The 17,078-nt window shown below is 52.7% G+C and carries 12 protein-coding genes, 1 tRNA gene and 2 pseudogenes; 4 read left to right on the forward strand and 11 right to left on the reverse strand.

Features of this window, described 5'->3' with window-relative positions:
- The first annotated feature begins 160 nt into the window (after positions 1–160).
- Positions 161–2,761 (forward strand): bifunctional aconitate hydratase 2/2-methylisocitrate dehydratase, encoded by a 2,601-nt coding sequence (acnB, locus tag HBN61_RS05710; RefSeq protein WP_094993494.1) that lies wholly within the window; start codon positions 161–163, stop codon positions 2,759–2,761.
- Between the two features lie 70 nt (positions 2,762–2,831).
- On the opposite strand, the gene HBN61_RS05715 is transcribed toward acnB, so the two are convergent.
- Both HBN61_RS05715 and HBN61_RS05720 read right to left on the reverse strand, forming a co-directional pair.
- Positions 2,832–3,902: an AI-2E family transporter gene (locus HBN61_RS05715; RefSeq protein WP_094993495.1), complete on the reverse strand. Its 1,071-nt coding sequence runs from the start codon at positions 3,900–3,902 to the stop codon at positions 2,832–2,834.
- Positions 3,903–3,935: 33 nt separating this feature from the next.
- The gene (locus HBN61_RS05720) at positions 3,936–4,175 is read right to left on the reverse strand and encodes a sulfurtransferase TusA family protein (protein WP_094993496.1); all 240 of its coding nucleotides are present in this window, start codon (positions 4,173–4,175) and stop codon (positions 3,936–3,938) included.
- Between the two features lie 114 nt (positions 4,176–4,289).
- On the opposite strand from HBN61_RS05720, the gene HBN61_RS05725 reads away from it, so the two are divergent.
- Positions 4,290–5,720, forward strand: coding sequence for a M48 family metalloprotease (locus tag HBN61_RS05725; RefSeq protein ID WP_094993497.1), 1,431 nt, complete (start codon positions 4,290–4,292; stop codon positions 5,718–5,720).
- Positions 5,721–5,790: 70 nt separating this feature from the next.
- Here HBN61_RS05725 and nadA read toward each other — a convergent pair whose 3' ends face one another.
- The 3 genes from nadA to HBN61_RS05740 form a co-directional block, all read right to left on the reverse strand.
- Positions 5,791–6,849, reverse strand: a complete 1,059-nt coding sequence (nadA, locus tag HBN61_RS05730; RefSeq protein ID WP_169965200.1) for a quinolinate synthase NadA — start codon at positions 6,847–6,849, stop codon at positions 5,791–5,793.
- A gap of 238 nt (positions 6,850–7,087) precedes the next feature.
- Positions 7,088–7,777: a type 1 glutamine amidotransferase domain-containing protein gene (locus tag HBN61_RS05735; protein ID WP_170046323.1), complete on the reverse strand. Its 690-nt coding sequence runs from the start codon at positions 7,775–7,777 to the stop codon at positions 7,088–7,090.
- A gap of 170 nt (positions 7,778–7,947) precedes the next feature.
- On the reverse strand, positions 7,948–9,954 hold the full coding sequence (locus tag HBN61_RS05740; protein WP_170046324.1) for a hypothetical protein: 2,007 nt from the start codon (positions 9,952–9,954) through the stop codon (positions 7,948–7,950).
- Positions 9,955–10,618: 664 nt separating this feature from the next.
- Between HBN61_RS05740 and HBN61_RS22590 the strand changes: the two are divergent.
- A pseudogene (locus HBN61_RS22590) lies at positions 10,619–10,789 on the forward strand (helix-turn-helix domain-containing protein); the annotation flags it as partial.
- Positions 10,790–10,807: 18 nt separating this feature from the next.
- Here the strand turns inward: HBN61_RS22590 and HBN61_RS05745 are convergent.
- From HBN61_RS05745 to HBN61_RS05760, 4 genes are all read right to left on the reverse strand, one after another.
- Positions 10,808–10,993 carry a hypothetical protein gene (locus HBN61_RS05745; protein ID WP_170046325.1) on the reverse strand — a complete coding sequence of 62 codons (186 nt, stop codon included), beginning with the start codon at positions 10,991–10,993 and terminating at the stop codon, positions 10,808–10,810.
- A 79-nt stretch (positions 10,994–11,072) separates the two neighbouring features.
- Complete coding sequence (locus tag HBN61_RS05750; protein ID WP_524539060.1) at positions 11,073–12,416, reverse strand: MFS transporter; 1,344 nt, start codon at positions 12,414–12,416, stop codon at positions 11,073–11,075.
- Positions 12,417–12,446: 30 nt separating this feature from the next.
- The gene (gene lhgD / locus HBN61_RS05755; RefSeq protein ID WP_170046341.1) at positions 12,447–13,643 is read right to left on the reverse strand and encodes an L-2-hydroxyglutarate dehydrogenase; all 1,197 of its coding nucleotides are present in this window, start codon (positions 13,641–13,643) and stop codon (positions 12,447–12,449) included.
- A 71-nt stretch (positions 13,644–13,714) separates the two neighbouring features.
- Entirely contained in the window at positions 13,715–14,416 is a 702-nt protein-coding gene (locus HBN61_RS05760) for a FadR/GntR family transcriptional regulator (RefSeq protein ID WP_170046326.1), read from the reverse strand.
- A 396-nt stretch (positions 14,417–14,812) separates the two neighbouring features.
- Between HBN61_RS05760 and HBN61_RS05765 the strand changes: the two are divergent.
- A pseudogene (locus HBN61_RS05765) lies at positions 14,813–15,975 on the forward strand (IS3 family transposase).
- 259 nt (positions 15,976–16,234) lie between these two features.
- Here HBN61_RS05765 and HBN61_RS05770 read toward each other — a convergent pair.
- Both HBN61_RS05770 and queC read right to left on the reverse strand, forming a co-directional pair.
- A tRNA-Lys gene (locus HBN61_RS05770) sits at positions 16,235–16,310 on the reverse strand.
- Between the two features lie 74 nt (positions 16,311–16,384).
- Positions 16,385–17,077 carry a 7-cyano-7-deazaguanine synthase QueC gene (queC, locus tag HBN61_RS05775; protein ID WP_094994979.1) on the reverse strand — a complete coding sequence of 231 codons (693 nt, stop codon included), beginning with the start codon at positions 17,075–17,077 and terminating at the stop codon, positions 16,385–16,387.
- Position 17,078 lies beyond the last annotated feature (1 nt).

Genomic DNA, 17,078 nt, shown 5'->3' on the forward strand with positions numbered 1-17,078 from the left:
CCCTCCGTTCAGAAGGCGTAAAACTTTGAAAACAGCTTCTGTTGGGAATCTCTGCAACTCTGGCTAAGCGGCTCATAAAGCCCCGCAGCGCATGAGTGTCTTGCATTCCTGGATGAGCGTCCCGGACACCCATTTGGGACCAATGATGAGGGTAATAACTGTGCTTGAAGCCTACCGCAAACATATCGAAGAGCGCGCAGCACTGGGTATCGTTCCCCAGCCGCTTAACGCCGAACAAACTGCAGGCCTGGTTGAGCTGCTGAAAAACCCGCCTGCTGGCGAAGAAGAATTCCTCGTTGACCTGATCACCAACCGCATTCCACCTGGTGTTGACGAAGCGGCCTACGTAAAAGCCGGCTTCCTCGCCGCCATCGCGAAAGGTGAAGCCACTTCCCCCCTGATCAGCAAAAAGCGCGCTGTTGAACTGCTTGGCACCATGCAAGGCGGCTACAACATCGTCACGCTGGTTGACCTGCTGGACGACGCAGAGCTGGCTCCGGTAGCTGCCGAGCAGCTCAAGCACACCCTGTTGATGTTTGACGCCTTCCACGACGTGGCTGAAAAAGCCAAGAATGGTAATGCCCACGCCAAGGCTGTGGTGCAATCCTGGGCTGACGGCGAGTGGTTCAAAAACCGCCCTACCCTGGCAGACAAAATCAGCTTGCGCGTATTCAAGGTCACCGGTGAAACCAACACCGACGACCTGTCGCCTGCCCCTGACGCCTGGTCGCGTCCTGATATCCCGCTGCACGCACTGGCCATGTTGAAAATGGCCCGTGACGGCATCGTGCCAGATGTCCAGGGCTCCATCGGTCCGATGAAGCAAATCGAAGAAATGCGCGGCCAGGGTTTCCCTATCGCCTACGTCGGTGACGTGGTCGGCACGGGCTCTTCGCGTAAATCGGCCACCAACTCGGTGCTGTGGTTCTTCGGCGACGACGTTCCTTACGTGCCGAACAAGCGCGCCGGTGGTTTCTGCTTCGGTAGCAAAATTGCTCCGATCTTCTACAACACCATGGAAGATGCGGGCGCACTGCCTATCGAGTTTGACGTCAGCAACATCCATATGGGCGACGTGATCGACCTGTACCCGCACGCAGGCAAAGTCTGCAAGCACGGCACTGACGAAGTCATCACCACCTTTGAATTGAAAACCCCGGTTCTGCTGGATGAAGTCCGCGCTGGCGGCCGTATTCCGCTGATCATCGGTCGCGGCCTGACTGAAAAAGCCCGCGCCGAACTGGGCATGGGTCCATCTGACCTGTTCAAGAAGCCTGAAGCACCGATTGAAAGCACCAAGGGTTTCACCCTGGCGCAGAAAATGGTTGGTAAGGCATGCGGCGTGACCGGCGTTCGTCCGGGCACTTACTGCGAGCCGAAGATGACCACCGTAGGTTCTCAGGACACCACCGGTCCAATGACCCGTGATGAACTGAAAGACCTGGCGTGCCTGGGCTTCTCCGCTGATCTGGTGATGCAGTCGTTCTGCCACACCGCGGCTTACCCCAAGCCGATCGACGTGACCACCCACCACACCTTGCCTGATTTCATTATGACCCGCGGCGGCGTTTCCCTACGTCCGGGTGACGGCATTATCCACAGCTGGCTGAACCGCATGCTGCTGCCTGACACCGTCGGCACCGGTGGCGACTCTCACACCCGCTTCCCGATGGGCATTTCGTTCCCGGCCGGTTCGGGCCTGGTGGCATTCGCCGCAGCCACTGGCGTCATGCCACTGGACATGCCGGAATCGGTTCTGGTTCGTTTCAAAGGCGAAATGCAACCGGGCATCACCCTGCGTGACCTGGTACACGCCATTCCTTACGTGGCGATCCAACAGGGCCTGCTGACAGTAGAGAAGAAAGGCAAGATCAACGAGTTCTCGGGTCGCATCCTGGAAATCGAAGGCCTGAACAACCTGAGCATCGAGCAAGCGTTCGAACTGTCCGACGCATCGGCAGAACGTTCGGCTGCTGGCTGCACCATCAAACTGTCCAAAGAGTCGATCACCGAATACCTGAATTCCAACATCACCCTGCTGCGCTGGATGATCGGTGAAGGTTATGGCGATGCTCGCACCCTTGAGCGTCGTGCTCAGGCGATGGAAGCCTGGATTGCCAACCCTGAATTGATGGAAGCCGATGCTGACGCCGAATACGCGCACATCATCGAAATCGACCTGGCTGACATCAAGGAACCTGTACTTTGCGCCCCTAACGACCCGGATGACGCCCGTCTTCTGTCCACCGTTGCCGGCGAGAAAATCGACGAAGTGTTCATCGGTTCGTGCATGACCAACATCGGCCACTTCCGCGCTGCGGGCAAGTTGCTGGACAAGGTTAAAGGCCAGCTGCCAACCCGTCTGTGGCTGTCGCCGCCGACCAAGATGGACGCTCACCAACTGACCGAAGAAGGCTACTACGGCATCTACGGCAAAGCTGGCGCGCGTATGGAAATGCCGGGCTGCTCGCTGTGCATGGGTAACCAGGCGCGCGTAGAGCCGAACTCGACTGTTGTGTCGACTTCGACCCGTAACTTCCCGAACCGTCTGGGTGATGGTGCCAACGTATACCTGGCTTCGGCCGAGCTGGCGTCGGTGGCTTCGATTCTGGGCCGCTTGCCTACTGTAGAGGAATACATGGCATACGCAGCAGAGATCAACACCATGGCCCAGGACGTGTACCGCTACCTGAGCTTTGATCAGATCGCTGAATTCCGTGAAGCGGCAGCCAATGCCAACATCCCGGTGATTCAAGCGTAAGCTGACGTTGTAACGAAAAAGCCCCGACTCGCAAGAGCCGGGGCTTTTTCATGATCGCCGCAATGCTGCACTAAAGCAGTGGCGCCACAACCTGCTGCTTGCGTGGCCAGGCATCCAGCACTGCCTTGAACAGCGTAGCAAGCGGGATGGCGAAAAACACACCCCAAAACCCCCACAAGCCACCGAACAGCAGCACCGCGCAAATGATTGCCACCGGATGCAAGCTGACGGCCTCAGAAAACAGCAACGGCACCAGCACGTTGCCGTCCAGCGTTTGAATGATTCCGTAGACCGCCATCAGATAGATGAACTGATCGCTCCAGCCCCATTGGAACAAAGCTATTAGGCACACCGGCACGGTGACGACCACGGCCCCCACGTAGGGCACGACAACCGACACGCCCACCAGCAAGGCCAGCAATGCCGCGTAATTAAGATCCATGACCACAAACGCAATATAGGTGACGCTACCGCAGATGATGATCTCGATGACCTTGCCGCGTATGTAGTTGGCAATCTGACGGTTCATGTCATGCGCCACGCGTGTAATCAGCGCCCGCTCGCGAGGCAAGTAGCCGCGCACCCAGCGACTGATCATGGCCCGGTCCTTGAGGAAGAAGAACACCAGGATCGGCACCAGCACCAGGTAAATCATTATGTTGACCAACAGCGGCAGACTGGACAGCGAGAACGTCAGCGCCAACTGGCCAAACTTGCCAATCTCCCCCCGCGCCACTTCGATGGCCTGCAACACTTGCTCATCCGACACCAGATGCGGATAGCGTTCCGGCAGCAGCAACAGCAGCGACTGCCACTTCGCGAGCATGCCCGGCAGTTCATTGAACAGGGTGATCAATTGATGCCACAACAACGGCACCACGACCACGATAAAAAGCAGCAGCACTCCCATAAACAGTGCGAAAACCAGCCCGACTGCCACAGCCCCCGGCAAGCGCAAGCGCTCCAGTGCCACCACCAGCCCTTGCATGAGGTACGCCAGTACCATGCCCGCCAGCACCGGCGCCAACATGCCGCCCAAGGTCAAGACCACTGTAAACGCCAGCACCAACAACACGGCCAGCACCACGGCTTCCTCATCGGAAAAGTAGCGCTGTATCCAGTTACGCAACACGTTGAACATCAAGATTCCTTTTAAAAAGGCGACGCCAGGGATTCAGGCCTTGCGCAGCCAGTAGCGGTAGATGCCGACACCCTCTTCTTCACGCAGCAAATCATGCCCCGCCAGACGTGCGAAGGTACGAAAGTCACGTTGAGAGCCCGCATCCGTGGCAATCACTTTCAGCACGTCACCCGAACCCATCTGATTAAGTGCCATCTTGGCCTTGAGCAGCGGCAACGGACAATTCAGGCCGCTGGCGTCCAGCTCCGCGTCATGTTCCAACACATCTGTCATTTCCCGTTCCTCAGGCATTTTTTATGCGCACTAGAATACCCCAGGCTGACCCGCCTCTGGTCGCCAGCCAACTGTGCAGCTACAGTAAGCCCTTTATCGACTAGAGCTTCGTGCATGAATTTTCTGCGCCCGACCCTGTTGACGCTCGCCTGCCTGCTCGCATCACCGCTTTTCGCCGATGATTTGCCGTCTTTAGGTGATGCCAGCTCCTCCATTGTTTCGCCTCAACAAGAGTACAAACTGGGGCGCGCCTGGCTGAGCATGTTGCGCGGCCAGGTCTCGCAGCTCAACGATCCTCAGCTAAAGGACTACGTTGAAACCAGCGTTTATAAATTGGTCGAAACCAGCCAGGTTCAGGACCGGCGGCTTGAATTCATTTTAATCAACAGCCCACAGCTCAACGCGTTTGCAGCCCCCGGTGGAATCATCGGTGTGAATGGCGGCCTGTTCCTCAATGCACAGACCGAGGGCGAGTATGCTTCAGTTCTGGCACACGAACTGGCGCACTTGTCACAGCGGCACTTCGCACGTGGCGTAGAAGCGCAACAACGCATGCAATTGCCCATGATGGCCGCGTTGTTAGCGGGCATCGTCATCGCAGCCTCAGGGGCGGGTGATGCCGGGATAGCGGCTATTGCGGGCACTCAGGCAGCGGCATTTCAGGAGCAGCGACGCTTTTCCCGACAAAACGAGCAGGAAGCGGACCGCATTGGCATCCTTAACCTGGAAAAAGCGGGTTACGACCCGCGCTCCATGCCGACCATGTTCGAGCGCTTGATGCGCCAGTATCGGTTCGACGCCAAACCACCGGAATTCTTACTGACTCACCCAGTGACCGAATCGCGTATTGCGGACACCCGCAACCGTGCTGAGCAAGCCCGCCCCGGTGGCGCCGAAGACAGTCTGCGCTATCAACTGATTCGCGCCCGGGTGCAACTCAACTACGAAGAGACGCCAGGGCTTGCCGCCAAGCGCTTTCGGGTCCAACTCGATGAAAACCCTAAAAACGACGTGGCCCGCTACGGCCTGGCTATCGCGCAGATCAAGGGCAGTCAATTCAAGGAAGCTCGGGAAAACCTGAAGCTGTTACTGGATAAATCGCCCAACGACATCACCTACAACCTGGCCCAGATCGAGCTCGACATGGCCAGCAATCAACTCGACGACGCGCAAAAGCGGGTCGAAAGGATGCGCACGCTGTATCCGGGCAATTACCCGCTGAATCAGGCACGTGTCGATCTGTTACTCAAACAGAACAGAGCCGCCGAAGCAGACAAGGCACTGGAAGCCTTGCTCAAGAGTCGCCCAAATGACCCGGATGTCTGGTACTCGGTGGCCGAGACCCGAGGGCTTTCGGGGAACATTATCGGCTTGCATCAGGCACGAGCGGAGTATTTTGCACTGGTGGGTGATTACCGTCAGGCCCTGCAACAGCTGGACTTGGCGAAAAAACTGACCAATAACTTCCAGCTGTTATCGCGCATTGATGCGCGTCAACGTGATTTGCTGGATGAAGAGCGATCCATCAAAGACATGATGAATTGAGATCACGCCTGAAGGCGGTAACTTCACCCCAGTGAGTTACTGCCTTCAGTGTTAGGCCCGAGACCAAAGCTCAGGCGTTGCCCGCCAGCTTCAAACGGGCAGCCTGCGTGAAGTCCAGCATGCGCTTGAGCGGACGAACCGCTTGCGGCACAAGCGCCGGGTCGACAAAGATCTCGTTCGACCCCATTTGCAGACCTTGCAGCATGCGCTCCAAGGTGTTCATTGCCATCCACGGGCAATGGGCGCAGCTGCGGCAAGCGGCGCCATTGCCCGCCGTAGGCGCTTCAATGAAAACCTTGTCAGGACATAACTGCTGCATTTTGTAAAAAATGCCGCGATCAGTGGCCACGATAAATGTCTTGTTGGGCAGGTTCTGCGCGGCGGCAATCAGTTGACTGGTCGAGCCGACCGCGTCGGCCAGATCAATCACCGACTCGGGCGATTCGGGATGAACCAAAACCGCCGCGTCCGGATAGAGCGCCTTCATATCTTCGAGCTGCTTGGACTTGAACTCTTCATGGACGATGCAAGCCCCATCCCAGAGCAACATGTCAGCTCCGGTCTGGCGCTGGATATAGCGCCCAAGATGCTTGTCTGGGCCCCAGATGATCGTTTCACCGTTATCCATCAGGCTTTCAACGATTTCCAGCGCACAGCTCGACGTCACCACCCAATCTGCACGGGCTTTAACCGCGGCAGACGTGTTGGCGTAAACCACAACGGTGCGCTCGGGGTGTTTGTCACAGAACGCAGAAAACGCTTCGACCGGACATCCCAGATCCAGCGAACAGGTGGCTTCGAGCGTCGGCATCAGCACGCGTTTTTCAGGCGTGAGGATTTTGGCCGTTTCGCCCATGAAACGAACGCCGGCCACCAATACCGTTTTTGCGGGATGCGCCGCACCAAAACGGGCCATTTCCAGAGAATCGGAAACGCAGCCGCCTGTTTCTTCAGCGAGCGCCTGAATCACGGGATCGCAATAAAAATGAGCCACCAGAACCGCATCCTGCGCCTTGAGCTCGGCAGCGATGGCTGCACGTAATGCAGCCTCTTCTTCCAGAGTCAGGGCTTTAGGCTGCTTGGCATCAAGGTGGGCTTGAACCAGAAGTCGTTCAGAAATATGCGTCATGTTCGCAAGACCTGCAGGCGCTACTGCGCGAAAGTCGAGTGTACCACCGGCTCCGGACCGTCGAGTCCCGCCGGGAGAGTGTGTGTTATCAGGCACGGACCAGCTATTCAGCTCGCCAAGGCTACAGAATATGCTTGCGATTCAAAAGTTTAATGTTTCAGGGGAGGTCCAGCGCTACATGGGCAAATCTGCCGATGACTGGCAGGCCACCAGACATCGGCCGCAGCACTTACTTAACTCACTGGCTCAACGCTTTAAGCACAAGCTCAGCCACAGCGCCACCTGACGCAGGGTTCTGACCCGTAATCAAACGCCCATCTGCAACAGCATAGGCCGCCCACGGCTGGCTGGCCTTTTCATACTTGGCCCCACGCTTAACCAGTTCGCTCTCAGTCAAATACGGCACGACTTTGTCCAAACCGGCCAGCTTCTCTTCCTCATTGGAGAAGCCCGTGACTTTTTTCCCCTCAATCAGCAGCTTGCCGTCGCTGAGCATGATATTCAGCAGCCCGACCGCCCCGTGACACACCGAGGACACGACTCCACCGGACTCATAAATCTCGCGACTGATGGTTTGCAGTTCAACGTTGTCCAGAAAATCCCAAATGACCCCGTGGCCCCCTGCAAAGTAGATAGCGCAGTAGTCTTCAGGCTTGATATCACTCGGCTTGAGCGTTGCGCCAAGACGATTCATGAATGACTTGTCTTGATACCACTTCCAGTCAATGTCAGCAGCCATGTCCTTGGCCAGGCTGTGAGGGTCAATCGGCGTATAACCACCTTTAGGGCTGACAAAGTCCACGGTATAGCCTGCCGCTTCAACTTTCTGTACAAAATGCACAGCCTCCCCAAACCACAACCCAGTTGCACGAGGCATGCCCGGGTACTTTTCGACACTGGTCAAAACCACCAACATTTTCTTGCTCATCGTAAGACTCCTGAAAATACCGGATATGTACGGAACTTGGGCTGTCCAACACAGCAAATGGTTCAGCCGCAGAACGAGGCGTGAGCATAGACCACAGGGGTTGCCATGCCGACTTGCGCATGGGGCTGGCGCTATGCTGCCTTCACAATCTGTGTCACATCCACTGGAGACTACCGGCACCACGTTGGAGGAAGCAGATCACCCGAGGCCCCCTGATTGGCATGCCGCCATTTCAAATACTCCTCTACACGCCAGAACCCGGCCGCAGCGGTGTGACGCTTCAATATCCACCATGTTTCACCGTACCGAACAAGTGATCGGCAATCCTCATCAAGCCTTGGTTGCGGATCATTGCACACCCACTCCTCATCGATTTCAAACGGCGGCTCCTCAATATCATGCTCGCAGGGGTACTCATGGTCATCCTCCACGTCGTAACTGGCATTTTCCCAGTCCTTATCCTCCCAAGCCTTCAAGACCTCTTCGCGGTCCTGCTGGCCTTCCCACACCCAGCACTCGCATAGGTACGTCATGGCGTCGGTATCTATGGCTGACACCTCAAGACCAAGAATCGCGGCAATAGACGCTTTGGCCTGCTCAAAATCCTGCTGTATTGCTTGATAGCGCTTTTCAGCCTCCGCTGCTTCTGCTTCACGCTCATTCGCCACCAATAGATCAAGGTGCGCATGCTCAAAAACATCGACTAAAGCGGTTGAGCCAGGGAAACCCTTTTTTTGATTCTGTCGCCCATTAATCAGAGCCCACAACGATGGGTTTTTCTCGGGAACAGGAGCCATTACGAGTGTTTGAGTCGACAGGTCCTTAATGAGCGGCTTGAATCCGGGCTTTATACGACCGCTGCTCACCCAGCCAACAAGGTGGCGTTCATTCAACGCACGTCCACAGGATTTTCTTCCTTCACACTCAAAATTCAACGCATATCTCAATAGCCAGATAGGGATAAAACGTTGCCGCTCAGGGCCCATCATTATCGAAATTCTGTGGCAGTGATGGCAGAGTGCAGCATCGCTACCACAGTTCACGCTCTCGTCTTGATAGACCACTTCATGCTCAACCAGGCGAACGGTGCAGGCCTCCGTTTTGAATACGTCGATTATCAAGCGCTTGAGGATTTTGCAACCGATGGCTAGGTACAGCCCATCATCCGTGCGGGCTTCAGAGGCAGGAACATTACGATCATAGTCAACAATCGCATTGACATGTTTGTGCCCATAATCGGCCTTTTGCAAAAGAGCGTGCAAAGAGATACGTCGCTCACCGGGCAAAAGCGTGATCACTTGATCACACCTGCAGATATTCCCAATGTTCGCGTCACCCTTGAGTAATGAACCGACTAATTTCTCGCGCAGGGCTTCGGTTTTTCGATGAACGTCGAACTTTCCTGACAGTAGTTCGAGCAAGCGGCTGAACGTTTTGGCGATAGATTTCCATACTGGGCAAGTCTTACGCAGGATCTCTGTTCTGGACGGGTTAAGGCTGATCGCCTGCTTTGAGACGATCAGACCAGCGCCTGCCCACCCATAAGATGAGTCATGCGGAACCAGCACACCTTGGTTATAGAGTGAAAACGGCCCCTCCTCCTTGGTCCTGTAATACGCCCATTCGTCCTCAAAATCCCATTTTTCTAGAGCAGGGTTGCGGGAGATGACACGGCCGTTTAACTCAATGCGGACGGTCGTATAACGCACAAGATCGCAAATTTCCTGAGTCGCTGACATCAACTCCAGATCATTAAGAGGCTCGTACCACGTGCCGGTAATGGAGAACCCAGCTACGGCTTCAGCCAAGTCCTCAAGGTCATAGTCGTAACCCATTGATCGAGTATCCACCTTCATGGCCCAACGATTGGAACTCCACTTGGTAGAGGCGTGAGCCAGGATCTGTCCACGGCCAAGACGAAAGCGCCTGTAGGTGGCGCTACATTTGTTGCGGGGTGCAAACCGCCCGAAATAATGCAATACATCGTCAAAACAGGTAAACCCCTGCCCGTCATCCGTGCACTTGAAACTCTCTTTGCTCATGTTAAGAAAAACAGAGGTGGCCTTGGCATCGATAGCGTTCATTAACAACGCAATCACGGCCTTAACAAGGGGTTCAGCTTTACCATAGAAAATATGGTGGATAATTTTCGAATCTAGTTCAAAAGGCAGACGCATGCAGCACCTCATACAAAGCGAAGAGTAAAAAGAAATACAGGGGACAATCAGGCACTGGATGTGCCCGGCATATATGGCGGAGGGTCTGTGACACAGACCTGAATCAATGAGACCCGACTAATTACTGGCGTTCTGTTACTCACCTTTTATTCAAAGGCCAATGGCTCACTCCCACTAGTAAATCGGGCATTTGCGGACAGTGCAGCACTGTGTGTTTGAACTGCCAAACTGAGCTTGGCATGAAAATCTTACTGTTTATTAACTCTGTATAAGTAAGTTATTACCTTGCTCATAGCCACCTGCACGGAATCAACGTCCAGAACAGCACTGGCATAACAGCCTTACAGGATCGAGGCCGTCTTGCGTAATGTAAGTCTGCGGTTCAAACACCGTATCGAATTGGGCAAATCAAGAGGTTGTCGATTGATTATCCGGAAGCCAATGCTGTAGGTAGTCAATTCCTTCGCCTGCGTTTTCACCACCATCAACGCTTCTTACAGAATACACGGCTGACACGGCAATCTCTGCCAATGACGCCATTAGTCCATGGACCATCTGAAGAAACACCGCCAGGCTGCGACCTGACTATTAGAGATAAAGCGCTCTGACTTTACGGGGATAGTCGCTAAAGCGGATGCAATGCCGAATAGACACGGGCGCGCGGGCGGCTGGCGAGCTTCTTCCCGGCGGACAGGACGAGATCAGAACGCGCCTGATCTCTCTTCGACAAGAACTAGCAGAAAAAATAGTCCACGTTGACTCGCCAGAAAATCTCGAAGAGATCATCCGTCTCACCAACAAATTTATTTCATATAACCACACGCCAAAAAAATAGATCAGCCAGGATGACAAATCAGAGCAACCCGTATTTATAAGAGAGTTCATAAATGCGAGTCATACGCTGGTAATGGCATTCGCTTGACAACTCATCGACTGGCAAAACTCCATCCAAAACAACTGCCGTATATTTTTCATCCATCCTTATTAACGTTATTAACTCTTTGAGCTCAGCGCGCACGTCAGGATTTTCAAAATCCATTATTAACCCCTAACCACGTCAACAACGTTGCGACTTAAATTCCGCTATACATTAATAAAATGACCGGGTCTGATAGTGGCTAGTTTTTAAACTTAGAATATTTCCCTCCCTGATCTAGGCATGCCGCCACAACGACCACAACTGCAGCCATAAACAGGATCAGGACGACACCACTCGTTGACTGAGTAGGTGAGTTGGATACCAGCGCCAAAGCACCCAGAGGCGCTAGCCCTCCAGCAATAGCCGTCCCGATTTCACGACCAGTGCCAACACCTGAGGATCGTGTTCGAGTGGGAAACTGTCTACTCATGAATGAACCTTGTGGTGCAAACATCATAGGCGCAAGAACACCCGTCCCCACACCAATCGCGACATAGATCCACAGATTCTGCCCAGACTCCAATAGCGCCATGAAGGGGTACGCAAATATCCCCGACAGTACACCACCAATGATTAATACATTTTTGCTACTCCATCGGTCGCAAAGAAAGCCAAAAAACGGGACCGAAAATATAGCTATAAGACTCGCTATCGTGACAGACAGCGACGTGATATTCGCCGAAATACCCTTATATTGGGTGAGATAAGCCAATGAAAACGTTTTGAATATGTAACTCAGTGCATTATAGCCAATCGCCACAAACAGAACGACAAATAGACCTCTCAAGTCTTTCTTAAACAATGTGAACAAGGGATTTTCAACTACTTTTTTTAAAGCACCAGGTGCTGGCTCAATATTTCGGAGTTTTTGATAGTCAAGAGTCTCAGGCAAGCTACTGCGCACCCACATACCAACAGCGACCAAAAGAATACTGCATATAAATGGAATCCTCCACCCGCCCGCGAGAAGAAACTCATCCCCCTGAAGGGTCAACAAATAGACTGTCAGCGATGAAAGAAGCAATCCCAAGTTCAGTCCCAGCGCGGGCCAAGCGGCTTGGCTTCCACGCTTACCCTCATCGGCATGCTCATACGCTGTCACCGCTGCTGCAGCGAGTTCTGCACCTGCTCCCAGCCCTTGGAGGATCCGAATTACGACCAGTAGTACTGGCGCCCAAATTCCCAGCGTGGCATAACCAGGAATTAAACCAATAGCAGCCGTGCAAACCCCCATTAGGCAAAACGTTGCTACCAACATTCGTTTCCGACCAAACCGGTCCCCACAATACCCAAATAAAATTCCGCCAAAAGGCCGCGCTATAAAACCAATTGCAAACGTTGACAACGCCAATAAAGTCGCTGTTTTCGAATCGGCAGGAGCAAAGAAAACTTTCGAAAATACGATGGCGGCCATCATTGCGTAAAGGTAAAAATCGTACCACTCCAGCATAGAACCAATAATGGTTGCCGCTGCGACCTTCCGCAACCGAGTATCACGTTGAGTTTTACTTTCACTATCAGGCCGAGCGGTATGATCAATCACGCCAATTTCCTTATTATGAGTCAATATCGCCTAATGGAGGCCGTTTAATACTTGTTCAACAATCATTTCACCAATAGGAATTGCTGCTGTTGCCGCCGGTGAAGGCGCATTGCAGACATGCAACATTCTTGGGGTCTGCATAAACAAGAAATCATGTACAAACTCACCGTTACGCATTACCGCCTGAGCTCGGATACCTGCCTCAGAAGGCTGAAGATCTTGAAGCTCTAGAGAGGGATAGTATTTTTTACACTGCTCTAAATAGCTTGCCTTGAACAGCGTATTTTTCATCTCATCCAGACCTGAAACAAAGTACTTGCCTAGAAACTTCCAGAATCCTGGAAACAAGCTGTATTCCCAAACATCACGAGTATTAAAGGCAAAATTTTGATACCCCTCACGCGAAAAACCCAATACGGCATTTGGCCCAACCGTGATACTGCCATCAATCATACGCGTCAGGTGAATACCTAAAAATGGAAGAGCCGGATTTGGGATTGGATAGATTAGATGATTGATACTTTCACTTAGCCGTTGCGCCAACCGGTAATATTCACCGCGAAAAGGAATGATTTGAAAATTGATGTTCAGGCCAGCCATTACAGCCAAACGATCAGATTGCAAACCAGCGCAAACAACTAGTTTTTTCGCAGCCCAAGATGAACATTGAGATGCAACTGTAACCTGATTGCCGGACTCTTGTATCGAGACCACCTTGCGCTCAAAGAGTACTTCTCCCCCGGCGCGAATAATTACATCAAACATTGCTTTGGCGACAGCCTTATAATCAACGATACCCGTACTGTCAGCAAACAAAGCCCCCACCCCTATAATATTTGGTTCACGGCGCCGTAACTCCTGATTGTCAAGGCGGTCTATTTTCAAGCCATTTTGCTTTGCTATCTCCTCCATTTTCTCCATGTGTGGAAGCTGGGCTTTACTCGAAGCAACCAATAGCTTTCCGCACACTTCATACTGAATGCTGTGTTTCGTACAAAACGCCTTAGTCGCTTCAGCTCCCTGCTTACATAACTTTGCTTTAAAACTCTCAGGCGGGTAATACACCCCTGCATGAATAACTCCACTGTTATGGCCAGTTTGATGCATTGCTAACCCTGCCTCTTTCTCCACTAACAATAGCGAGGCCCCCGGATGAACTTCTAGCAATCGCATTGCCGTGGCAAGCCCTACAATCCCCCCACCAATTACGCAAAAATCATAAATCATCAAAGCATCTTCTCTTACATCAGACCGCCAGAAAAAGAATAAGCGCGAAAAAATATCAACCATAAGCAAGACTAAGTTTCCAACTTAATGTTCAGCCGTAACGCCGCCGCCTCCAAGTGACTTCTGGCACAATTACCAGCCTCTAGAGAGCTGCGCTTAGAAATAGCATTAAATATTTCTTGATGCTCACGTAAGGCGCCATGTGGACCACCTGATAATTTCGCGGAGTTTTCCCAAGCGACAAAGCGCGCTTGCACCAATTGGCCATGTAGAAAATCGTGAAAGGCGCTCAAATAATTATTTTTACAAGCAGCAACAATGGACCTGTGAAACTCAACATCTGCTGCAGATGATACCTTGGCGTTATCAGAGTTATTTTCCATTAGCGCTACTGCTTCATTCATACGCATCAAATCTGCTTTTGTGCGCCGTAGAGCGGCAATTGATGCAGCCTGTATCTCTATCCATATACGCAACTCAAAGAGCTGATCAAAATCAGGCAAAGGACCATTGTTATTAGGTAGCCGAAAAACAACTCCACCGGGTGTCTGAGAAACAAAAGAACCACTACCAGGACGAATTACAAGCACACCATCTGCTTTTAGCTGAGAGATGGCCTCACGAACAACTGAGCGACTCACATGGAGTTGCTCGGCCAGTTGATGCTCTGTCGGCATCTTCGATTCCGCTGGAAGCCTCCCAGCCTCGATTTCTCGGCGGATGGCAGAGACAACACTTTCAACAAGGGATTGGGGACGAGTTAAATTAATCATGGATTTTCATCAGGCTGTCTGACAACCAGAGTATCTAAATTCTAAAATGTAGCATTAGGTTTGAGTCCCTTTACACGTAAGCAATTTCCCTCATTTAAGTAGCCTTATAAAATACAATTCAACTTACAATAAATATATATACAACAAACATTATCCCTCGACCAACCGCAACAATTCCTTATTTTTGCAGCTGTAGTTCACATACCGGAGATGTTTATGATGCCGAGAGCACTTCCACCCTCCAGCCTATCTACTACCCATTCCCGAGCCAGATAAATTCGAGAGAGCTGAATGCCTCAATGAAGTAACTCAACCGTAACCGTCCGGGCGACTGTAGTGGTCTAATGAAACCGGACACCCATTTAGGCGAGAATGCTCGCCAGATCGAGTTGTCAGATGACCAAACAACGCCGCTCCTTTACTCCTGAATTCAAGCGCGACGCTGCCGACCTCGTGCTCAAACAAAACTACAGCTACATCGAAGCCAGCCGTTCACTCGGCATTGGTGAGTCGGCATTGCGCCACTGGGTTGACCAGATGCAGAAAGAACATAAAGGCATCACCCCGCAGAGCAAGGCGCTCACGCCGGAACAGTAAAAAATTCAGTAACTGGAGACCCGGATCGCTCGGCTTGAGCGAGAGAAATCCATACTAAAAAAGGCTACCGCGCTCTTGATGTCGGAAGATCACGAGCGTTCGCGCTGATTGACCAGTTGAGCGTTCATGAGCCAGTTGATTGGCTGCGCAAGGTGTTTGAAGTGACTCGTTCGTGCTACTACGCCCAGCGTCTTAGGCGCCGCACGCCCGATGTTGAACGCCTTAGGTTGCGCAGCCGGGTAAGCGAGTTGTTCACGCAAAGTCGCAGTGCGGCGGGCAGCCGCAGCATCCTGTCGCTGATGCGTGAAGACGGTGAGCAGCTCGGTCGATTCAAAGTACGCAGCTTGATGCGCGAGCTTGATTTAGTCAGTAAACAACCCGGCTCACATGCCTACAAACGAGCGACAGTAGAAAGACTCGATATCCCGAATACCTTGAACCGTGAGTTTGATGTGCCAGCCCCGAATCAAGTCTGGTGCGGCGACATCACCTACATTTGGGCCCAGGGGAAATGGCATTGCTTGGCGGTCGTGCTGGATCTTTGCACGCGCCGGGTAGTGGGCTGGGCGTTGTCGGAAAAGCCGGACGCTGAACTGGTGATCAAGGCCCTGGATATGGCTTACGAGCAGCGTGGCAGGCCTTCGGGTCTGCTGTTTCACTCGGATCAGGGGTCGCAATACGCAAGCCGGCTATTTCGTCAGCGATTGTGGCGTTATCGCATGCGCCAGAGCATGAGTCGCCGAGGAAATTGCTGGGACAACGCGCCAATGGAGCGCGTGTTCCGCAGCTTGAAAACCGAGTGGATACCGACCACGGGCTACAGAACGGCTCAAGAAGCCCAGCGCGATATCAGCCACTTCTTGATGCATCGGTACAACTGGGTTCGACCCCACCAATTCAACGGTGGGCTGGCGCCAGCTCGGGCCGAAGAAAAACTTAACGTCGTGTCCGGGATTAGTTGACCACTACAGAAAAACTTTCCTTCATAGCGCAAAATCCAAATCTGACACGCACTTCGTATTTTTATAGAAATTGCCTCCAATGTGCTAGAACCACATTGAGATCATGAAAAGCCTAAAAACCAATAGTCGAAAATTGATGATTTCTGGCCCGAATGGAGGAATATGTGTTTTCGCCTTTAGCCCGCACGCTCGCCAAATGACAGACACAAAAAAGCCGGTAGACCCTGAGGTACTGACCGGCTGTTTTGATGTAGCGATATGGTGGGTCGTGTGGGATTCGAACCTACGACCAATTGGTTAAAAGCCAACTGCTCTACCAACTGAGCTAACGACCCGCTTCGTTGTGGGACGTATAATACTGATTTTTAACGAGAATTCAACACCCGATTAAAAATAAATATGAAATAAGTCAAAAATAACGGGTTGGATCTTTGATTCCGGCAGCTGCGAAGCCATCTGCACGCAAACGGCAGCTATCGCATTTGCCGCATGCACGACCTTGGTCGTCGGCCTGATAGCACGAAACAGTCAGCGAATAGTCGACACCCAACTTTGCACCCGCCTGGACAATCTGCGCTTTGCTCAGGCTTTGCAGAGGAGCCTTGATACTGAACGGCTTACCCTCGACACCCGCTTTGGTAGCAAGATTTGCCATGACTTCGAAAGCCTCTACAAACTCTGGACGACAGTCCGGATAGCCTGAATAGTCCACAGCGTTCACACCGATGAAAATATCTTGCGCCTCCAGCACCTCGGCCCAACCCAATGCCAACGACAGGAACACCGTATTACGCGCGGGGACATAGGTGACCGGAATACCTTCACTCGGGGCCTCAGGCACGTCAATCGAGCTGTCAGTTAGCGCTGAGCCTCCGATACCGTCCAGGTTCAGTCCAATCACCTTGTGGTCAATGACGCCCAGATCACGGGCAACACGCGCAGCGGCATCAAGCTCCGCACGATGGCGCTGACCGTAATCGAAGCTCATGGTGTAGCAGCTGTAACCTTCGGCGCGGGCCATGGCGACAACAGTCGCCGAATCCAGACCGCCCGACAATAGAATGACTGCTCTTTTCTCTTGTACAACCGATTGTTCTGTCATT

It is taken from the genome of Pseudomonas sp. WS 5071 (genome assembly GCF_012985765.1).
Taxonomy (GTDB): Bacteria; Pseudomonadota; Gammaproteobacteria; order Pseudomonadales; family Pseudomonadaceae; genus Aquipseudomonas; species Aquipseudomonas lundensis_A.

What these genes read in the sequence shown, in the direction of transcription:
- HBN61_RS05725 (WP_094993497.1), top strand. Translation starts at nt 4,290, where the DNA reads ATGAATTTTCTGCGCCCGACCCTGTTGACGCTCGCCTGCCTGCTCGCA.
- nadA (WP_169965200.1), bottom strand. Translation starts at nt 6,849, where the DNA reads ATGACGCATATTTCTGAACGACTTCTGGTTCAAGCCCACCTTGATGCC.
- HBN61_RS05735 (WP_170046323.1), bottom strand. Translation starts at nt 7,777, where the DNA reads ATGAGCAAGAAAATGTTGGTGGTTTTGACCAGTGTCGAAAAGTACCCG.
- HBN61_RS05740 (WP_170046324.1), bottom strand. Translation starts at nt 9,954, where the DNA reads ATGCGTCTGCCTTTTGAACTAGATTCGAAAATTATCCACCATATTTTC.
- queC (WP_094994979.1), bottom strand. Translation starts at nt 17,077, where the DNA reads ATGACAGAACAATCGGTTGTACAAGAGAAAAGAGCAGTCATTCTATTG.
- HBN61_RS05745 (WP_170046325.1), bottom strand. Translation starts at nt 10,993, where the DNA reads ATGGATTTTGAAAATCCTGACGTGCGCGCTGAGCTCAAAGAGTTAATA.
- HBN61_RS05720 (WP_094993496.1), bottom strand. Translation starts at nt 4,175, where the DNA reads ATGACAGATGTGTTGGAACATGACGCGGAGCTGGACGCCAGCGGCCTG.
- HBN61_RS05760 (WP_170046326.1), bottom strand. Translation starts at nt 14,416, where the DNA reads ATGATTAATTTAACTCGTCCCCAATCCCTTGTTGAAAGTGTTGTCTCT.
- HBN61_RS05715 (WP_094993495.1), bottom strand. Translation starts at nt 3,902, where the DNA reads ATGTTCAACGTGTTGCGTAACTGGATACAGCGCTACTTTTCCGATGAG.
- lhgD (WP_170046341.1), bottom strand. Translation starts at nt 13,643, where the DNA reads ATGATTTATGATTTTTGCGTAATTGGTGGGGGGATTGTAGGGCTTGCC.